Genomic DNA, 14,667 nt, shown 5'->3' with positions numbered 1-14,667 from the left:
ACTCGGTCCGGACGGCGCTTTCCGGCCAGCCGAGCGGTGCGTCTCACACCTGTCCCGATTGACCCGGCTCGGACGGACATGGTGGGATCTTGCGCGGCCCGGCGCGCACGACCGGCGCGCTGGACGAGGAACGGGAGGGCCGGGCGTGACAGCCGAGGCACCCGGCCCCGCGGGCCGACCTGACGGGCCGTCGGCCGCCCTCCGGGTGGTGCTCGGCCTCGGTCTGCGGCGCGGCGCCGACGCCGCCGAACTGCTCCGGACCGCCGACGCGGCGCTCGCCGCCCACGGCCTCGACCGCTCCGCCGTCGCCCTGGTCGCCACCCTCGACAGCAAGCTCGCCGAGCCCGGACTGCGCGCCGCCGCAGGCGAGTTGGGGGTCTCGGCGGTCGGCCACCCGGCCGCCGTGCTGGCCGGCGTCCCGGTCGCCGGATCCGCCCGGGTGGCGGCCGCGGTCGGCACCCCGAGCGTCGCGGAGGCCGCCGCGCTGGCCTCGGCCGGACCGGGCGGCCGCCTGCTGGCGCCGCGCACCGCCTCGGCGACGGCCACCGCGGCCCTCGCCGCCCTGCCCGAGGAGGCCACCAGGTGAACGCCGAGCCCGATCTGCGCCATCACGGCGACGCCGAAGTCCGCTCCGCCGGGCTGGTCGACCTGGCCGTGAACGTCCGCACCGGCACCCCGCCGCCGTGGCTGCGCGACCGCCTGGCCGCCGCACTGGACACCCTGGCCGCCTATCCGGACGGCACCGCGGCCCGCGCGGCCGTGGCCGCCCGGCACGGCCGGCCGGTCGCCGAGGTGCTGCTGACGGCCGGCGCGGCCGAGGCGTTCGTGCTGCTCGCCCGGGTGCTGCGGCCGCGCCGCGCGGTGGTGGTGCACCCGCAGTTCACCGAGCCGGAGGCGGCGCTGCGGGACGCCGGGCACGCCGTCCACCGGGTCCTCCTCACGCCGGAGCAGGGCTTCCGCCTGCTGCCCGGGGCCGTTCCCGAGGACGCCGACCTGGTGGTGGTCGGCAACCCCACCAACCCCACCTCCATCCTGCACCCGGCCGCGACGCTGGCCGAACTGGCCCGCCCCGGGCGGACCCTGGTGGTCGACGAGGCGTTCATGGACACCGACCCCGGCGAGACCGAGTCCCTCGCCGGGGCCCGCGACCTGCCCGGCCGGGTGGTGGTGCTGCGCAGCCTCACCAAGACATGGGGCCTGGCCGGCCTGCGGGTCGGCTACCTGCTGGCCCCCGCCGCCCTGGTCGCCGACCTCGCCGCCGCGCAGCCGCTGTGGCCGGTCTCCACCCCCGCGCTGGCCGCCGCCGAACTCTGCTCCGCGCCCGCCGCGCTCGCCGAGGCCGACGCCGCAGCCCGCGCCACCGCGGTCGACCGCGAGCACCTGCTGAAGGGCCTGGCGCAGCTTCCGGCGGTGCGGGTGCACGGCGACCCCGCCGCGTCCTTCGTGCTGATCGAACTGCCGGGCGCCGCCGCCGTCCGCGAACGCCTGCGCACCGCCGGGTTCGCCGTCCGCCGCGGCGACACCTTCCCCGGCCTCGGCCCGGACTGGCTGCGGCTGGCCGTCCGCGACCGGGACACCACCGACCGGTTCCTCGCCGCCCTGGCGGACGCGATCGCCTGACGCCGGATCGGTGCGGCCGCGATCGGCCGACGCCGGGTCAGTGCAGCTCCGCCCGGTCGCCGGTCTCCACGGTGCCCGGGGCGAGCACCTGCGCGTACACGCCGAGGCAGGGCAGCGGGCTCATGCCGGGGAGCGGTTCGACCCGGTTCAGCCGGGCCGGGCGGCGCAGCGCCTCCGGGTCGGCGGGCAGCGGACCGTGCGCCAGGGTCGGGACGGCGCAGCGGGGGCTGGCGGCGATCAGGCGCAGCCGCAGCTCCGGGCCGACGGTCAACTCGCGGCCGACCCAGGCGTTCTCCTCGAACGGCTCGGCGTCGACGTCCAGGACCAGGTTGGGCCGGTAGCGGGCGGCGGGGACGCCGGCCAGGGTGGCGGTGGTGACCAGGTGCAGCGGGGCGAAGTCGAAGAAGCTGCCGGGGGCGGCGGCCTTGCCGAAGTCCTGGACGGTGTACTCCACGTCGGCGTCGATGCCGTCGGCCAGGACCTGCTCGGGCACCGAGCGCAGCAGCGTGGAGCCCGGCGGCCGTTCGGTGATCAGCCGGACGGGGCGGCCCAGCAGGGCGCCGAGCGCGTCCTCGTCGAGTTCGGCGCCGTCCGGGCCGGTGATCCGCACCCCGGCGTCCTTCGTCTCGGCGCGCAGCGTCAGCAACTGCCGCCAGGTGCGCGGCTGTTTGGCGCTGGCGATCCGCCCGGTGGTGAGGTCCAGCAGGGCGCGGCGGCGGTCGCCCTCGACGCCGTGCTCGTCGATCCGGGCCCGGGCGGCCTCTTCGCCGAGCATGGACTTCACGGGGTGGCGGTGCAGTGCGGCGACTCTCAACGGGTGATCTCCTCGGCCCAGTCGGTGAGTTGTGCGAAGTCCTCGGGCCGCAGCCCGTACCGGTGGTCGACCGTCAGGGTGAGGGCCGGGCCGGGGTGGTGGGCGGCGATCCACGCGGTGTCCTGCGGCTCGATCTCGTCGTCCACCCAGGCGAAGGGGCGTCCGGCGGCCCAGGCCACCAGGTGGCGGGTCTTCCAGTGCAGCCCGTCCGGGTCGGCGTGGTGCATCGACGGCCAGTCCAGGTACGGCAGTCGGGGCAGGCCGAGGAGCGGCGCCAGGTGCTCGTTCGCCTCGTCGCGCCAGGTGGTGGCCCACACCAGCCGGTACGGCAGGGCGAGCAGCGCGGGCCCGTGCCCGGGGTGCAGCCAGACCCGCAGCGGCTTCGGGTGGCGCACGCCCGTCTCCCGCTGGCGCTGCCGCCAGGTCCGCGACTCGACCCGGTGCGTCAGGTAGCCCTCGGGCCGCCGGTACGGGGGGCCGACGTACGGCGCGAGCGGCCCGTCGACGTCCAGCATCAGCAGCGGACGGTCCGTCATGCGCGCTCCTCCCCGAGCAGGTACCGGATTCTCCCCCGCGCCCGGGCGGCCCGGCCACCGGATTCCGCTCAGGACGGCTGCGCGGCCTGCCAGCGGCGGGCGGCGGCGATCCGGCGGCCCGCGCTGGGGTGGGTCGCGAGCAGGAGTTCCACCGCCCGGGGCGGGTTCGGGTCGGACACGTTGGCGACCGCGAGGCGGCGCTGCATGGCGATGAACTGCTCGGCATCACCGGTGAGTTCGAGGGCGTGGCGGTCGGCGCGGGCCTCGATCCGGCGGCTCACCGCGCACTGGGCGGGAACGCTCGCCGCGCCGAGCAGGGCGGCGAGGGCGGCGAGCAGCGGGAGGGAGCGCGGGTCCTGCGGGTGGGCGGCGCCGGCGGCGTCCAGCAGGGGCTGCCAGGCGAGCAGCGCGGCCAGCACCGGCACCACGACGGCCGCGCCGAGCGCGCCCAGGGCGGTGCCGGTGGCGACGTCGCGGTGCTTGACGTGGCCGAGCTCGTGCGCGGCGACGAGTTCGACCTCGCGCGGGTCGGCGGTGGCCAGCAGGGTGTCGTGGACCACGATCCGCCGGGTCGGGCCGAAGCCGGACACGTACGCGTTCAGCGCGGTGGTGCGGCGGGACGCGTCGGCGACCAGCACGTCCCGCACCGCGATGCCGTCCCGGCGCGCCAACTCCAGCAGGGCGGTGCGCAGTTCGCCGTGCGGCATCGGGCTGAACCGGTTGAACAGCGGCTCGAACACCAGCGGGTGGAGGAACGACATCGCCACCGTCAGCAGCGCCGCGGCGAGCGCGCCCGGCACCCACCAGTGGCCCGGCGAGCGGCCGATCAGCGCGTACAGGCCGAGCGCGAGCGGCAGGAACAGCGCGAGCGTCACCGCCGTCCCGCGCGCCGCGTCCACCGCCCAGCCCGCCCAGCCCTGGGTGACCAGGCCGAACCCGGCCCGGGCCGTGCGGACCTTCGCCGAGAACGGCAGCGTCACCGCCCGCCCGAGCAGCACCAGCGCCGCGCTGCCGGCCAGCACCTCGGCCGCCCAATCGCCGCCGAACCAGCCGCCGACCGCCGTCACCAGGTCCGCCCCGGCCGCCGTGAAACCCAGCACCGCCGTCAGTGCGAGCGAGGCGAGCTGCCCGCCCAGCGCCCACGGCAGCTGGGCCCGGCGCAGCGCCCGCCCGCGGGCCGCCTCCTGCGGGGTGAAGTCGCCGGACGCCTCGGGGGACGGAGTGTCAGCCATCCCCTCAGCGTAGTGACCCGCCGCCCGGCCGGACCCCGGCGCGCGGCACCCGCCGCCGGCGCCAGCCCGCGCCCGGCGGTCTCCGCGCCGTCACGCCGCCGCGCGCAGGGCCGCCGTGAACCAGTCGAAGACCGGTTGCAGGGACGGCGGCGCCGGCCAGCCGTTGATCCGGGAGAGCAGGCTCCAGTAGCGCTCCGCCCGGGGGTCGCCCGCCACCTCCAGTCTGGTCAGCAGCCAGGCCCGCAGCGCGTCGTCGTCCGGGCGGCCGAACACCTGCGCGTAACGGGCCGTCAGGTCGGCCACCAGGTGGGCGGCCCGGGCCGAGTCCGGGGCGAGGCCGGCTGCGAGGGCGCCGCCGACGGCCGCCCGGACCTGCTCGGTCAGTTCGTGGTGCAGGCCCGTGGTGTCGCCGGCGGCGCATTCCGCGGCCTGGTAGGCGGCCATCCGCCGCAGCGAGGCGCGGAACTCCTCGTCCCGGGTCAGGTCGGCGAGTTCCGCCCAGGCCGCCACCTGCTCGGCGGTGGGCTCCTCGGGCAGTTCCGGCACGGCGGTGCGGAGCAGCTCCACCAGTTCCGGGTTGGCGTCGGCCGCGCCGAACGTGTCGTCGACGAACTCCTCGATCAGCCGGCGGCGTTCCTCGTCGGTCTGCCGTGCCAGTCGGTGCATGAGTGCGATCCCCTCTCCTTCGGTTCCCTGCTCGGCGACCGCGCGGAGCACGGCGCGGCGCAGCCGCAGCGCCCGGACCTGCACGTCCAGGGCGTCCGCGTGGGCGCGTGCCACCTCGGCGACGGTGGCCTCCCGGTCCAGCACCCGGCGGACGGTGGCCAGGTCGAGCCCCAGGTCGCGCAGGGTGCGCACCAGTTCCAGCCGTGCCACGGCCGCCGTCCCGTACCGCCGGTACCCGGCGGCCGTGCGGTCGGTGGACGGCACCAGGCCGGTGTCCGCGTAGAACCGGATGGTCTTCACCGTCAGCCCGGTCCGTCGCGCCAGGGCGCCGATCGTCACCAGCTCTTCGCCGTCCATGCCCCCACTGTGCGGTCTCCCCCCACGGGAGACTCAAGCCGCACAACCCTTCGGGCGCGGTCGGCCGCCCGGCCTACGATGACCGGATGGTGGGCGAAGAGAGTTTGCGGACAGCACTGGAGTTCCGTCGCGGGTTCGCCCGGGGGCAGGCCGACGAGGTGGTGGAACTGCCGGGCGGGTTCGCGGTGTTGAGCGACCGGTACGGGTACTCGCACGAGCACAACCAGCTGGTGCTGGACGCCCCGCCGAGCGGGGTGGACGTGGCGGCGCTGGCGGACGAGGTGCTGGGGCACCTGCCGCACCGGCGGATCGCGGTGTTCGACGACGCGGCGGCGCAGGCGCTGGCGCCGGTCCTGGTCGCCGCCGGGTACCGGCAGGAGCTGGAGCTGGTGATGGCCCACCGGGGTCCGCTGCCGTCCGCCGCCGGCCGTGCGGAGCAGGTCGAACTGGCCGAGCTGGCCCCGGCGTTGGAGCGCCAGTGGCGCAGCTGGCTGCCGTGGGCGTCGGACGAGTCGATCGGTCAGCTGGTGGAGCGGCGCAACGCCCGGCGGGCCGGTGCGGAGCGGGTGCTGATCCTCGCCGCGCGCGACGAGGACGGCGAGTTCGGCTCCTGGGCGGACCTGTACCAGGACGCGGCGGGCACCGCGCAGATCGAGGACGTGGCCACGGCGGACGACCGGCAGCGCCGCGGCCTGGCCGGCCGGGTGATGGCCACGGCCCTGCGGCTGGCCGCCGAACGGGCCCCGGACGGCCTGCGGTTCCTGGTCGCGGACGCCGAGGACTGGCCGCAGCAGTGGTACGCCCGCTGCGGCTTCGTCACGGTCGGCCGCACCCACGGCTTCGTCCGGACGTGACCGGGCGCACGGCGGCGCCCGCCGGTCCCCTCTGCGGGGTCCGGCGGGCGCCGTCGTGTCGCGTGCGGCGGATCAGACCTGGCCGGCCTTCTCCAGGGCCTCGCAGCAGGTGTTGATCAGCAGGCGGGTGACCACGTACGGGTCGACGTTCGCGTTCGGGCGGCGGTCCTCGATGTAGCCCTTCTGGTCCACCTCGACCTGCCACGGGATGCGGACCGAGGCGCCGCGGTTGGAGACGCCGTAGGAGTACACGTTCCACGGGGCAGTCTCGTGCTTGCCGGTCAGGCGGGACTGGATGTCGTCACCGTACTGGTTGACGTGCTCCAGCACCTTCTCCTGGGAGGCGCCGAGCGACTCGCAGGCGGTGATGATCGCGTCGTAGCCCTCGCGCATCGCCTTGGTGGAGAAGTTGGTGTGGGCGCCCGCGCCGTTCCAGTCGCCCCGGGCCGGCTTGGCGTCCAGGGTGGCGTCGATGCCGAACTCCTCGGCGGTGCGGTAGAGCAGGTAGCGGGCGATCCACAGGTCGTCCGAGACGGTCAGCGCGTCGACCGGGCCGATCTGGAACTCCCACTGGCCGGGCATGACCTCGGCGTTGATGCCGCAGATCGCCAGGCCGGCGTCGAGGCAGCGGTCGAGGTGCAGCTCGACGATCTCGCGGCCGAAGACCTCCTCGGCGCCGACACCGCAGTAGTAGCCGCCCTGCGGGGCCGGGTAGCCGCCCTCCGGGAAGCCGAGCGGGCGGGAGCCCTTGAAGAAGGTGTACTCCTGCTCGATGCCGAAGATCGACTCCTGGGAGGCGTACTTCTCGGCGACCTCGCGCAGCAGGGCGCGGGTGTTGGACTCGTGGGCGGTGCCGTTGGTCTCCAGCACCTCGCACAGCACCAGGATGTTGTCACCGCCGCGGATCGGGTCCTTGACGACCTTCACCGGGTCGAGCACGCGGTCCGAGGCGTGGCCCTCGGCCTGGTTGGTCGAGGAACCGTCGAAGCCCCAGGTGGGGATCTTGTCCGCGTTCGGCAGCACCCGAGTCTTGGAACGCAGCTTCGCGGTCGGCTTGGTGCCGTCGATCCAGATGTACTCGGCCTTGATTGCCATCGCGGTGAACCTCACTGCTCGGGTGGTGGGTGCCTGCGTAGCGTTGCAAGCCGCCGTTTCCCGGTTGTTCCTCCGATGTAACGCCCATGTGAACCAACGGTCCGCAGCGGCGCGCTCACCCTCCGGGAGTTTCCGGGGCGTTGCGCGGGCGCGCCGCTGCCGACCTCGGGCCGCCGCTCAGCGGTGCCGGGCGTGCGCGGCGCGCCGGCGGCGGGTCATCCACACCGCGGCGCCGCCGGCCAGCAGCAGGGTGAAGCCGCCGGCGGCCAGCGCGGTGGTGCCGGAGGTACCGGTGTACGCCAGTTCCTCGCCGGCCTCCTTCGGCGCCGTCCGGTTCTGGCCGGTCGCCGACGCGGTCGCGACCGGGCCGGACGGGGCCGGCGAGGTGGCGGCGGCCGGGACGACGGCCGGCACCGGCTTCTCGCAGGACACCGACGCGACCGTCACCTTGCCGTTCACCTTGGCGACGTTCAGGTTCAGCGGGTTCACCGCCACCTGCACCTCCAGCGCGGAGGCGGCGGCGGTGCTGCTGGTGACGGTCTTCTTCGAGAACTCGACGTCGACCGAGCCGATCGCCGGAACGTCCACGTGGGTGGGCGAGTTGAGGCCGACCGTCACCGACTGCCCGAGCACCGTGAGCTTCGCCGGCGCGGTCACCTTGGCGGTCGGCTGCCCGTTCGCCGGGCAGCTCACCTCGGCGCTCATCGCCTCCAGGCCGAGCAGCGTGGTCAGCGGCAGGCCGGGCGCGTGCACGGCCGCGCCGACCAGCTGCACCGAGGCGCTCGCCTGCTTGTCGTCGACCTTCGTCACGGACTTGCCGACCTGCGCCTTCACCAGGTTCACCGGCCGCCCGCCGTCCACCCCGTCGACGGTCGCGGTGAGCACCGCGCCGTCCCGCTGGGCGGGCGACTCCACCTTGTTCAGCGACACCTCGACGGGCACCTTCACCGCGTTCAACAGCTCGACGTTCAGGGAGAGTTCGGCCGTCACCGCGGTCGCCTTCCCGGGTTTGGCCGGCGCACCCCCGTCGGCGGCGAACGCGGGCAGCGGCAGCGCGAGCACGGACCCGACCAACGCGGACACGCCGACGGTGCGCAGAACAGACATGACAGCAGACCCCCACACAGGAAGAACGGCAGAGCGCACCCACGCCCTCGCCCGGCACCACGCACGGGGAGGGGGTTCGCGCTCTCGAGTTCCGCCAGTCTTCTCGAACACTGCGTCACATCAGCAACACGGAGCGTCAGTTCACTCCTTCGGGTGAGGTTGACGATCCGGACTGACCGTTCCTGCCGATGAGCTGACGAATTCCCGACAGGAACCCGTCACCCCGTCCCGGTCGCCCGCAGGCCGCGGCCCCCGGGGCGCCGCCCGGCCTCCCGCCGTTACGGCAGGCGCCAGTCCACGGGCCGGCCGCCCTGACGGACCAGCAGGTCGTTGGCGCGGCTGAACGGACGGGAGCCGAAGAAGCCGCTGTTGGCGGAGTACGGGCTGGGGTGCGGGGACTCGATGCTGGGCACCTGGCCGAGCCAGGGCCGCAGCTCCCGGGCGTCCCGGCCCCAGAGGATCGCCACCAGCGGGCCGCCGCGGGCCGCGAGCGCCCTGATGGCCTGCTCGGTGACGGCCTCCCAGCCCTTGCCGCGGTGGCCGTTGGTCTTGCGGGCCTGCGTGGTCAGCGCCCGGTTGAGCAGCAGGACGCCCTGGTTCGCCCACGGCGTGAGGTCGCCGTTGGACGGCATCGGCAGGCCGAGGTCGCTGCTGTACTCCTGGTAGATGTTGACCAGGCTCGGCGGTATCGGCCGGACGTCCGCCCCGACCGAGAAGCTCAGCCCGACGGCGTGCCCCGGCGTCGGGTACGGGTCCTGACCGACGATCAGCACCCGGACGTCCGCGAACGGCTGCTGGAACGCCCGCAGCACCTGCGGCCCCGGCGGCAGGTAGGTGCGGCCGGCCGCGATTTCGGCGCGCAGGAAGTCGCCCATCACGGCGACCTGCCCGGCGACCGGCGCGAGCGCCTGGGCCCAGCCGGGTTCAACGATTTCGTGCAAGGGTCGAGCAGCCATGACGGAAGCCTATCGGCCGCACCGACAACGAGAGTTCAGCAGCCCGCCGCCCCCGGCCGCACCCACCGCGGCGCGCCGTCGTCGGGCGTCCGGGGGCTGCCGAAGTGGAACGGCACCCGGAGCGCCCGCGCCACGGCGACGCCGATCGCCTCCGCCGCCACCGCGACCTGCGGCCGCCCGCCGGCGCCCTCACCCGGCCCGAGGTGCCGGGCCGCGGTGCTCGCGTACACGGTCTCCAGCGGATGGTCCCGCGTCTCGCCGACCGCCAGCAGCACCACGAACCAGTCGTGGACGGTGTCACCGTCCCACACCGCTTCGACCGCCAGCACCCGCTCGCCCAGCGCCCCGGCCTTCCGGACCAGCGCCCGCGGATCCACCGGCCCGTCCTCGGCCGGCGGCCGCACCACCCCGACACGGGCCCCGACGATGTCGGTCCCGTCCGGGATGCTCACCCCGAGGGCGTCCCGCAGCAGCTTGAGCGCCCGGACGTGCCGGCCGCGACGCAGCTCCTCGTCCACCTGCGCCTGGACCTCGGCGGGCAGCGCCGCCCAGCGCCGAAGGGCCTGCCCGTCCGCGCTCACACCACCCAGCCGTTGAGGACGATGTGCCGCGGCGCGCCCAGCACCCGCAGGTCGGCGCGCGGGTCGGCGTCGTAGACCACCAGGTCGGCGGGGGCGCCCTCGGTGAGGCCCGGGCGGCCGAGCCACTCGCGGGCGGACCAGCTCGCGGCGGCCAGCGCCTCGCCGGCGCTGAGCCCGGCCCTGGTGAGTTCGATCGCCTCCTCGGCGACCAGGCCGTGGGCGAGCGAGCCGCCGGCGTCGGTGCCGACGTAGATCGGGATGCCCGCGTCGTGCGCGGCGGCGACCGTCGCGTAGCGGTTCTCGTGCAGGCGGCGCATGTGCGCGGACCACTGCGGGAACTTGGCCTCGCCGCCGTCGGCCAGTGCCGGGAAGGTGGCGATGTTGACCAGTGTCGGGACGATCGCCACGCCGCGCTCGACGAACGCCGGGATCAACTCCTCGGTGAGGCCGGTGGCGTGCTCGATGCAGTCGATGCCGGCGGCCAGCAGGTCGGGCAGCGACTCGGTGGCGAAGCAGTGCGCGGTGACTCTCGCGCCTTCGGCGTGCGCGGCGGCGATCGCCTCGGCGAGGGCGTCGCCGGGCCAGCACGCGGCGAGGTCGCCGACGCCGCGGTCGATCCAGTCGCCGACCAGCTTGACCCAGCCGTCGCCGCGCCGGGCCTCGGCGGCGACGTACGCGGCGAGGTCGCCGGGCTCGATCTCGTGGGCGTAGTTGCGGATGTAGCGCCGGGTCCGGGCGATGTGCCGGCCGGCCCGGATGATCTTCGGGAGGTCCTCGCGGTCGTCGATCCACCGGGTGTCGGCGGCGGAGCCGGCGTCGCGGATCAGCAGGGTGCCGGCGTCCCGGTCGGTGAGGGCCTGCTTCTCGCTGGTGGCCCGGTCGACGGCGCCGTGCGCGTCCAGGCCGACGTGGCAGTGGGCGTCCACCAGGCCGGGCATCGCCCAGCCGGTGAGGGTGGCGGCGGGCTCGGCGGCGGGCCGCTCGAAGGTCACCCGGCCGTCCACCGCCCAGAGTTCGTCCCGGACGTCCTCGGGGCCGACCAGCACGCGGCCCCTGATGTGCAGCACCCCACCGTCTGTCATGCCTGGCACTGTACTCGGCGCCCGTTCGGGCGGACCGGGCGATCTGCGGCAGACTGTTCGACGGCGACCCTCCGCGGTGGCCCCGGCGACATCCCTCCGCTGCCCGAAAGGCCTTCCCGCATGCTGCTCGACCTCCCGCCGATGACCGCCGCCCGGTTCGCCGCGATCGAGGACAAGGTGGCGGCGCTGCTGCACACCGAGGCCGACGTGATCGTCACCCAGGGCGAGGCGCTGCTGCCGCTGGAGGCGGCGATCAAGGGCGCGGCACACCCGGGTTCGACCGCGCTGAACGTCATCACCGGCCCGTACGGCCAGACCTTCGGCGGCTGGCTGCGCGACGCGGGCGCCGAAGTGGTGGACCTGTCCGCGCCGTTCGACGCCGCCGTCACCGCCGAGCAGGTCGCGGACGCGCTGCGCGCGAACCCGGCGATCGACTTCGTCTCGCTGGTGCACGCCGAGGCCGCCACAGGCAACACCAACCCGGTCGCCGAGATCGCAACGGTGGTGCGCGAGCACGGCGCGCTGCTGATGCTGGACGCCGTGGCCTCGGTGGCCGCCGAGCCGCTGCTGACCGACGCCTGGGGCATCGACCTGTGCGTGATCGGCGGCCAGAAGGCGATGGGCGGCCCGGCCGGCGTCTCGGCCGTCTCGGTCAGCGGGCGGGCCTGGGAGCGGATCGCGGCCAACCCGGCCGCGCCGCGCCGCTCCTACCTCTCGCTGCTCGACTGGAAGGCCCGCTGGACCGACGCCGGCCGCACCCAGCTGCCGCACGCCCCGGCCCAGTTGGAGATGCTCGCGCTGGAGGAGTGCCTGGACGCGATCGCCGCCGAGGGCCTGGACGCGGTGATCGCCCGGCACCGCGCCGCGGCCGCCGCGACCCGCGCGGGCGCGACCGCCCTGGGCACCGTCGCCCCGTTCGTCCGGCTCGCCGAGCACGCCGCCCCGGTCGCCACCACGCTGCGCACCGCCGAGGGCCTGGACGCGACCGCGCTCGTCGCCGAACTCCACCGCCACGCCCCCCAGTTGCCGGTCCAGGCCGGCGGCGGAGCACTCGCCTCCCGCATGCTCCGGCTCAACCACTACGGCCCCGCCGCCACCCCCGAAACGGTCGTCGCCGCCCTGGAAGCCCTCGCCCAGGCCACCGGCGTCTCCGCCGCCGCAGCGGTCACGGCGGCCACCGCGGCCTGGGAGCAGGCGATCTGACGCCAGGTCAGCAGCCGATCGCCGGCAGCTCCTCGCAGATCCCGTCCAGCGTCTCCTCGTCCACCGCGCACACCGCCGGCCAGGCGCCCTCCTGGAGCACCAGCAGGGCGTCCGGGCGGGCGAAGCAGCGGGTGTCCACGCCGCTCGCGTGGATGCGCGGCAGTTCGGTCCAGCCGGTCGGGTCGGCGGGGTCGACCTCGCCGCCGTCCACGTGGGCGCTGTCGTCGAGCAGGGGCTCCGCCAGGACGACGGCCAGGCACTCGGCGGAGAAGGTGGCGGTCCACGGGGTGGTCTCCAGTGGCACGGACGGCGCGACGTCCGGCCAGGCCACCGTCGGCGGGTCCGCCAGGCCCAGGGCGGGGAGCGGGATGCCCCAGTAGGCGCAGGACTGGTTCTCGACGCGGTGGACCGGGCAGTCCTGGGCGACGTACAGCCGCTCGGGCGGCAGCAGGGTGTCCTGGTTGCCGGTGAGGTCGGGACGGTTGCCGATCAGGCGGTACGCCTCGCGCAGGGCGGCGGGCAGTTTCAGGGCCAGCCTCGCCTCGGCAGCGTCGAGTTCGGCGTCGGTGCAGCCGCCGTCGGGCCGCAGCGGGTGCCCCGGAAGGCGGCGATGTCGGCGATCAGCCGCCACGCGGCGGTGCGGTCGGCGAGGGCGGCCGGCAGGTCCCGGACGAGGTCGAGCGTCATGGCCCGGAGGGCAGCTCGCCGCACCGACAGGGTTCGGCTGCCGGTGGCCGGGCGTTCACCGGCCGGGCAACCGGTGGACGCGAGCGGGTACTTGGCTGAGCGGACTCGCAAAGTTGTCTGTACAACTGGAGGCTGCTCCGATGTCCGTCCCCCACCCCTACTGGCTTCGCGACAACTGCCCGTGCACCGTGTGCCGCAACCCGCGCAGCGGGCAGAAGCGGTACCGGATCGACGAACTGCCGGACGCCCTGACCGCCACCGAGGCCGTCGAGGACGCGGCGGGCCTGAGCGTGCTGTGGTCCGACGGCCACCGCTCGTTCTACCCGACCGGCTGGGACGCACCCGACCAGGACGGCGACCACCGCACCGAACGCGGCAAACGCCTGTGGGAGGCCGCCGACTTCGCCCGCGGCCTGCCCGAGGCCGACTGGTCGGGCTACCTGGCCGACCCCGAGGAGCGGATCGCCGTCCTCGCCGCCGTCCGCCGCTCCGGCTTCGCGGTGCTCCGCGGCGTGCCCGTCGAGGAACGCCGGGTCCTCGCCGTGGCACGGACGTTCGGGTACGTCCGGGACACCAACTACGGCGAGCTGTTCGACGTCCGGGTGGAGCCCGACGCGGTCAACCTCGCGTTCACCGACGCCGCGATCGCCCCGCACACCGACAACCCCTACCGCGACCCCGTCCCCACCCTCCAACTGCTGCACTGCCTGCGCAACGACGCCGCCGGCGGCGACTCCGGACTGGTGGACGGCTTCCGCGCCGCCGCGCTGCTGCGCGAGGAGGACCCGGAGGCGTTCGCGCTGCTCGCCCGCACGCCGGTGCCGTTCCGCTACCGCGACCGCACCGCCGACCTGTCCGCCGAGCTGCCGATGATCGGACTCGACCCGCGCGGCGCGATCCGCGAGATCCGCTTCAACAACCGCTCCCTCGACACCCTCCGCGGCCTCGGCGGCACCGAACTCGACGCCTTCTACACCGCGTACCGCAGGTTCGCGGCGATCACCCTGCGCCCGGAGCTCCGGCTGGAGTTCCGGCTCGGCCCCGGCGACTGCCTGATCTTCGACAACACCCGCCTGCTGCACGCCCGCACCGCCTTCGAGCAGACCACCGGCGGCCGCCACCTGCAGGGCTGCTACGCCGACCTCGACTCGCTCTCCTCCACCCTCGCCGTGCTGCGCCGCAACACCGCCGCCCTGGACGAACTGGAGGCGCTGTTCGCGGGCGAAGGCGCCGGCGAGTACCTCGGCGAGGCCGTCACCATGGCCGAGCACATGCTCCAGGCCGGGGCGCTGGCCCGCGCCGCGGGCGCGCCGCCCGCGCTGGTGGCCGCCGCACTGCTCCACGACATCGGTCACTTCCACGGCAGCGGACTGGAGTTGATGGCCGGCACCGACAACCGCCACGGCGAGACGGCCGCGGCCCGGCTGTCCCGGTACTTCCCCGCCGCCGTCACCGAGCCGGTCCGCCTGCACGTCCCCGCCAAGCGCTACCTGTGCACCGCCGAACCCGACTACGTCGCGAAGCTCTCCCCCGCCTCCGTGCACACCCTCTCCCTGCAGGGCGGCCCGATGACCCCCGAAGAGGCCGAGACCTTCGCCGCCGGCCCGTTCGCCGCCGACGCGGTCGCCGTCCGCCGCTGGGACGAGGCCGCGAAGGACCCGGCGGCCGGCACCCCGACGTTCGCCGAATTCCGACCGCTGCTGCTGGAGTTGATGAGCTAAGGCGCGACCTCGGGCCGGGCGGCCGTTGCCCGCCCGCAACGCCGCCCGGGCGGGCGGGGCAGTTGCCGGCCGGCCCGGGGGGCGCGGGGGGGCCCCCCGGCCCCGCCGCCGGGGGCGGGGGGGGGCGGCCCCCCCCCCCCCCCCCCCCCCGAGGCC

15 protein-coding genes are annotated in these 14,667 nt (G+C 75.5%); 5 read left to right on the top strand and 10 right to left on the bottom strand.

The window, feature by feature from the left end; translation table 11 throughout:
• Positions 1–145: 145 nt before the first annotated feature.
• Positions 146–586: a cobalamin biosynthesis protein gene (locus tag ACFV1L_RS12565; protein ID WP_380365241.1), complete on the top strand. Its 441-nt coding sequence runs from the start codon at positions 146–148 to the stop codon at positions 584–586.
• Positions 583–1,620 carry an Rv2231c family pyridoxal phosphate-dependent protein CobC gene (gene cobC / locus ACFV1L_RS12560; RefSeq protein WP_380365240.1) on the top strand — a complete coding sequence of 346 codons (1,038 nt, stop codon included), beginning with the start codon at positions 583–585 and terminating at the stop codon, positions 1,618–1,620. The genes ACFV1L_RS12565 and cobC overlap by 4 nt, the downstream gene beginning before the upstream one ends.
• 37 nt (positions 1,621–1,657) lie before the next feature.
• Here the strand turns inward: cobC and ACFV1L_RS12555 are convergent, their stop codons facing one another.
• The 4 genes from ACFV1L_RS12555 to ACFV1L_RS12540 form a co-directional block, all read right to left on the bottom strand.
• Entirely contained in the window at positions 1,658–2,434 is a 777-nt protein-coding gene (locus tag ACFV1L_RS12555) for an MOSC domain-containing protein (RefSeq protein WP_380365239.1), read from the bottom strand.
• Positions 2,431–2,970 (bottom strand): hypothetical protein, encoded by a 540-nt coding sequence (locus ACFV1L_RS12550; protein WP_380365238.1) that lies wholly within the window; start codon positions 2,968–2,970, stop codon positions 2,431–2,433. The genes ACFV1L_RS12555 and ACFV1L_RS12550 overlap by 4 nt, the downstream gene beginning before the upstream one ends.
• Before the next feature lie 68 nt (positions 2,971–3,038).
• Positions 3,039–4,202, bottom strand: a complete 1,164-nt coding sequence (locus ACFV1L_RS12545; RefSeq protein ID WP_380365237.1) for a M48 family metallopeptidase — start codon at positions 4,200–4,202, stop codon at positions 3,039–3,041.
• 90 nt (positions 4,203–4,292) lie between these two features.
• Complete coding sequence (locus ACFV1L_RS12540) at positions 4,293–5,225, bottom strand: MerR family transcriptional regulator (RefSeq protein ID WP_380365236.1); 933 nt, start codon at positions 5,223–5,225, stop codon at positions 4,293–4,295.
• An 86-nt stretch (positions 5,226–5,311) separates the two neighbouring features.
• On the opposite strand from ACFV1L_RS12540, the gene ACFV1L_RS12535 reads away from it, so the two are divergent.
• A complete protein-coding gene (locus tag ACFV1L_RS12535) occupies positions 5,312–6,079 on the top strand; it encodes a GNAT family N-acetyltransferase (protein ID WP_380365235.1) in 768 nt (255 codons plus the stop codon).
• Positions 6,080–6,151: 72 nt separating this feature from the next.
• Here ACFV1L_RS12535 and glnII read toward each other — a convergent pair whose 3' ends face one another.
• The 5 genes from glnII to ACFV1L_RS12510 form a co-directional block, all read right to left on the bottom strand.
• Entirely contained in the window at positions 6,152–7,174 is a 1,023-nt protein-coding gene (gene glnII, locus ACFV1L_RS12530) for a glutamine synthetase (RefSeq protein ID WP_380365234.1), read from the bottom strand.
• A 177-nt stretch (positions 7,175–7,351) separates the two neighbouring features.
• On the bottom strand, positions 7,352–8,281 hold the full coding sequence (locus tag ACFV1L_RS12525; RefSeq protein ID WP_380365233.1) for an SCO1860 family LAETG-anchored protein: 930 nt from the start codon (positions 8,279–8,281) through the stop codon (positions 7,352–7,354).
• Between the two features lie 278 nt (positions 8,282–8,559).
• Complete coding sequence (locus ACFV1L_RS12520) at positions 8,560–9,237, bottom strand: uracil-DNA glycosylase (protein ID WP_380365232.1); 678 nt, start codon at positions 9,235–9,237, stop codon at positions 8,560–8,562.
• A 35-nt stretch (positions 9,238–9,272) separates the two neighbouring features.
• A complete protein-coding gene (locus tag ACFV1L_RS12515; RefSeq protein WP_380365231.1) occupies positions 9,273–9,818 on the bottom strand; it encodes a hypothetical protein in 546 nt (181 codons plus the stop codon).
• Positions 9,815–10,900, bottom strand: coding sequence for an amidohydrolase family protein (locus ACFV1L_RS12510; RefSeq protein ID WP_380365230.1), 1,086 nt, complete (start codon positions 10,898–10,900; stop codon positions 9,815–9,817). Before ACFV1L_RS12510 ends, ACFV1L_RS12515 begins: the two co-directional genes overlap by 4 nt.
• Positions 10,901–11,020: 120 nt before the next feature.
• Here ACFV1L_RS12510 and ACFV1L_RS12505 point away from each other — a divergent pair, with 120 nt between their 5' ends.
• Positions 11,021–12,103 carry a pyridoxal-phosphate-dependent aminotransferase family protein gene (locus tag ACFV1L_RS12505; protein WP_380365229.1) on the top strand — a complete coding sequence of 361 codons (1,083 nt, stop codon included), beginning with the start codon at positions 11,021–11,023 and terminating at the stop codon, positions 12,101–12,103.
• 7 nt (positions 12,104–12,110) lie between these two features.
• Here the strand turns inward: ACFV1L_RS12505 and ACFV1L_RS12500 are convergent, their stop codons facing one another.
• On the bottom strand, positions 12,111–12,734 hold the full coding sequence (locus tag ACFV1L_RS12500; protein ID WP_380365228.1) for an SMI1/KNR4 family protein: 624 nt from the start codon (positions 12,732–12,734) through the stop codon (positions 12,111–12,113).
• A 169-nt stretch (positions 12,735–12,903) separates the two neighbouring features.
• On the opposite strand from ACFV1L_RS12500, the gene ACFV1L_RS12495 reads away from it, so the two are divergent.
• A complete protein-coding gene (locus ACFV1L_RS12495) occupies positions 12,904–14,511 on the top strand; it encodes a TauD/TfdA family dioxygenase (RefSeq protein ID WP_380365227.1) in 1,608 nt (535 codons plus the stop codon).
• Positions 14,512–14,667 lie beyond the last annotated feature (156 nt).

Source organism: Kitasatospora sp. NPDC059646 (assembly GCF_042734615.1).
Taxonomy (GTDB): Bacteria; Actinomycetota; Actinomycetes; order Streptomycetales; family Streptomycetaceae; genus Kitasatospora.
Note: the sequence above shows the minus strand (reverse complement) of the source record. Positions and strands in the feature narration are given on the sequence as shown.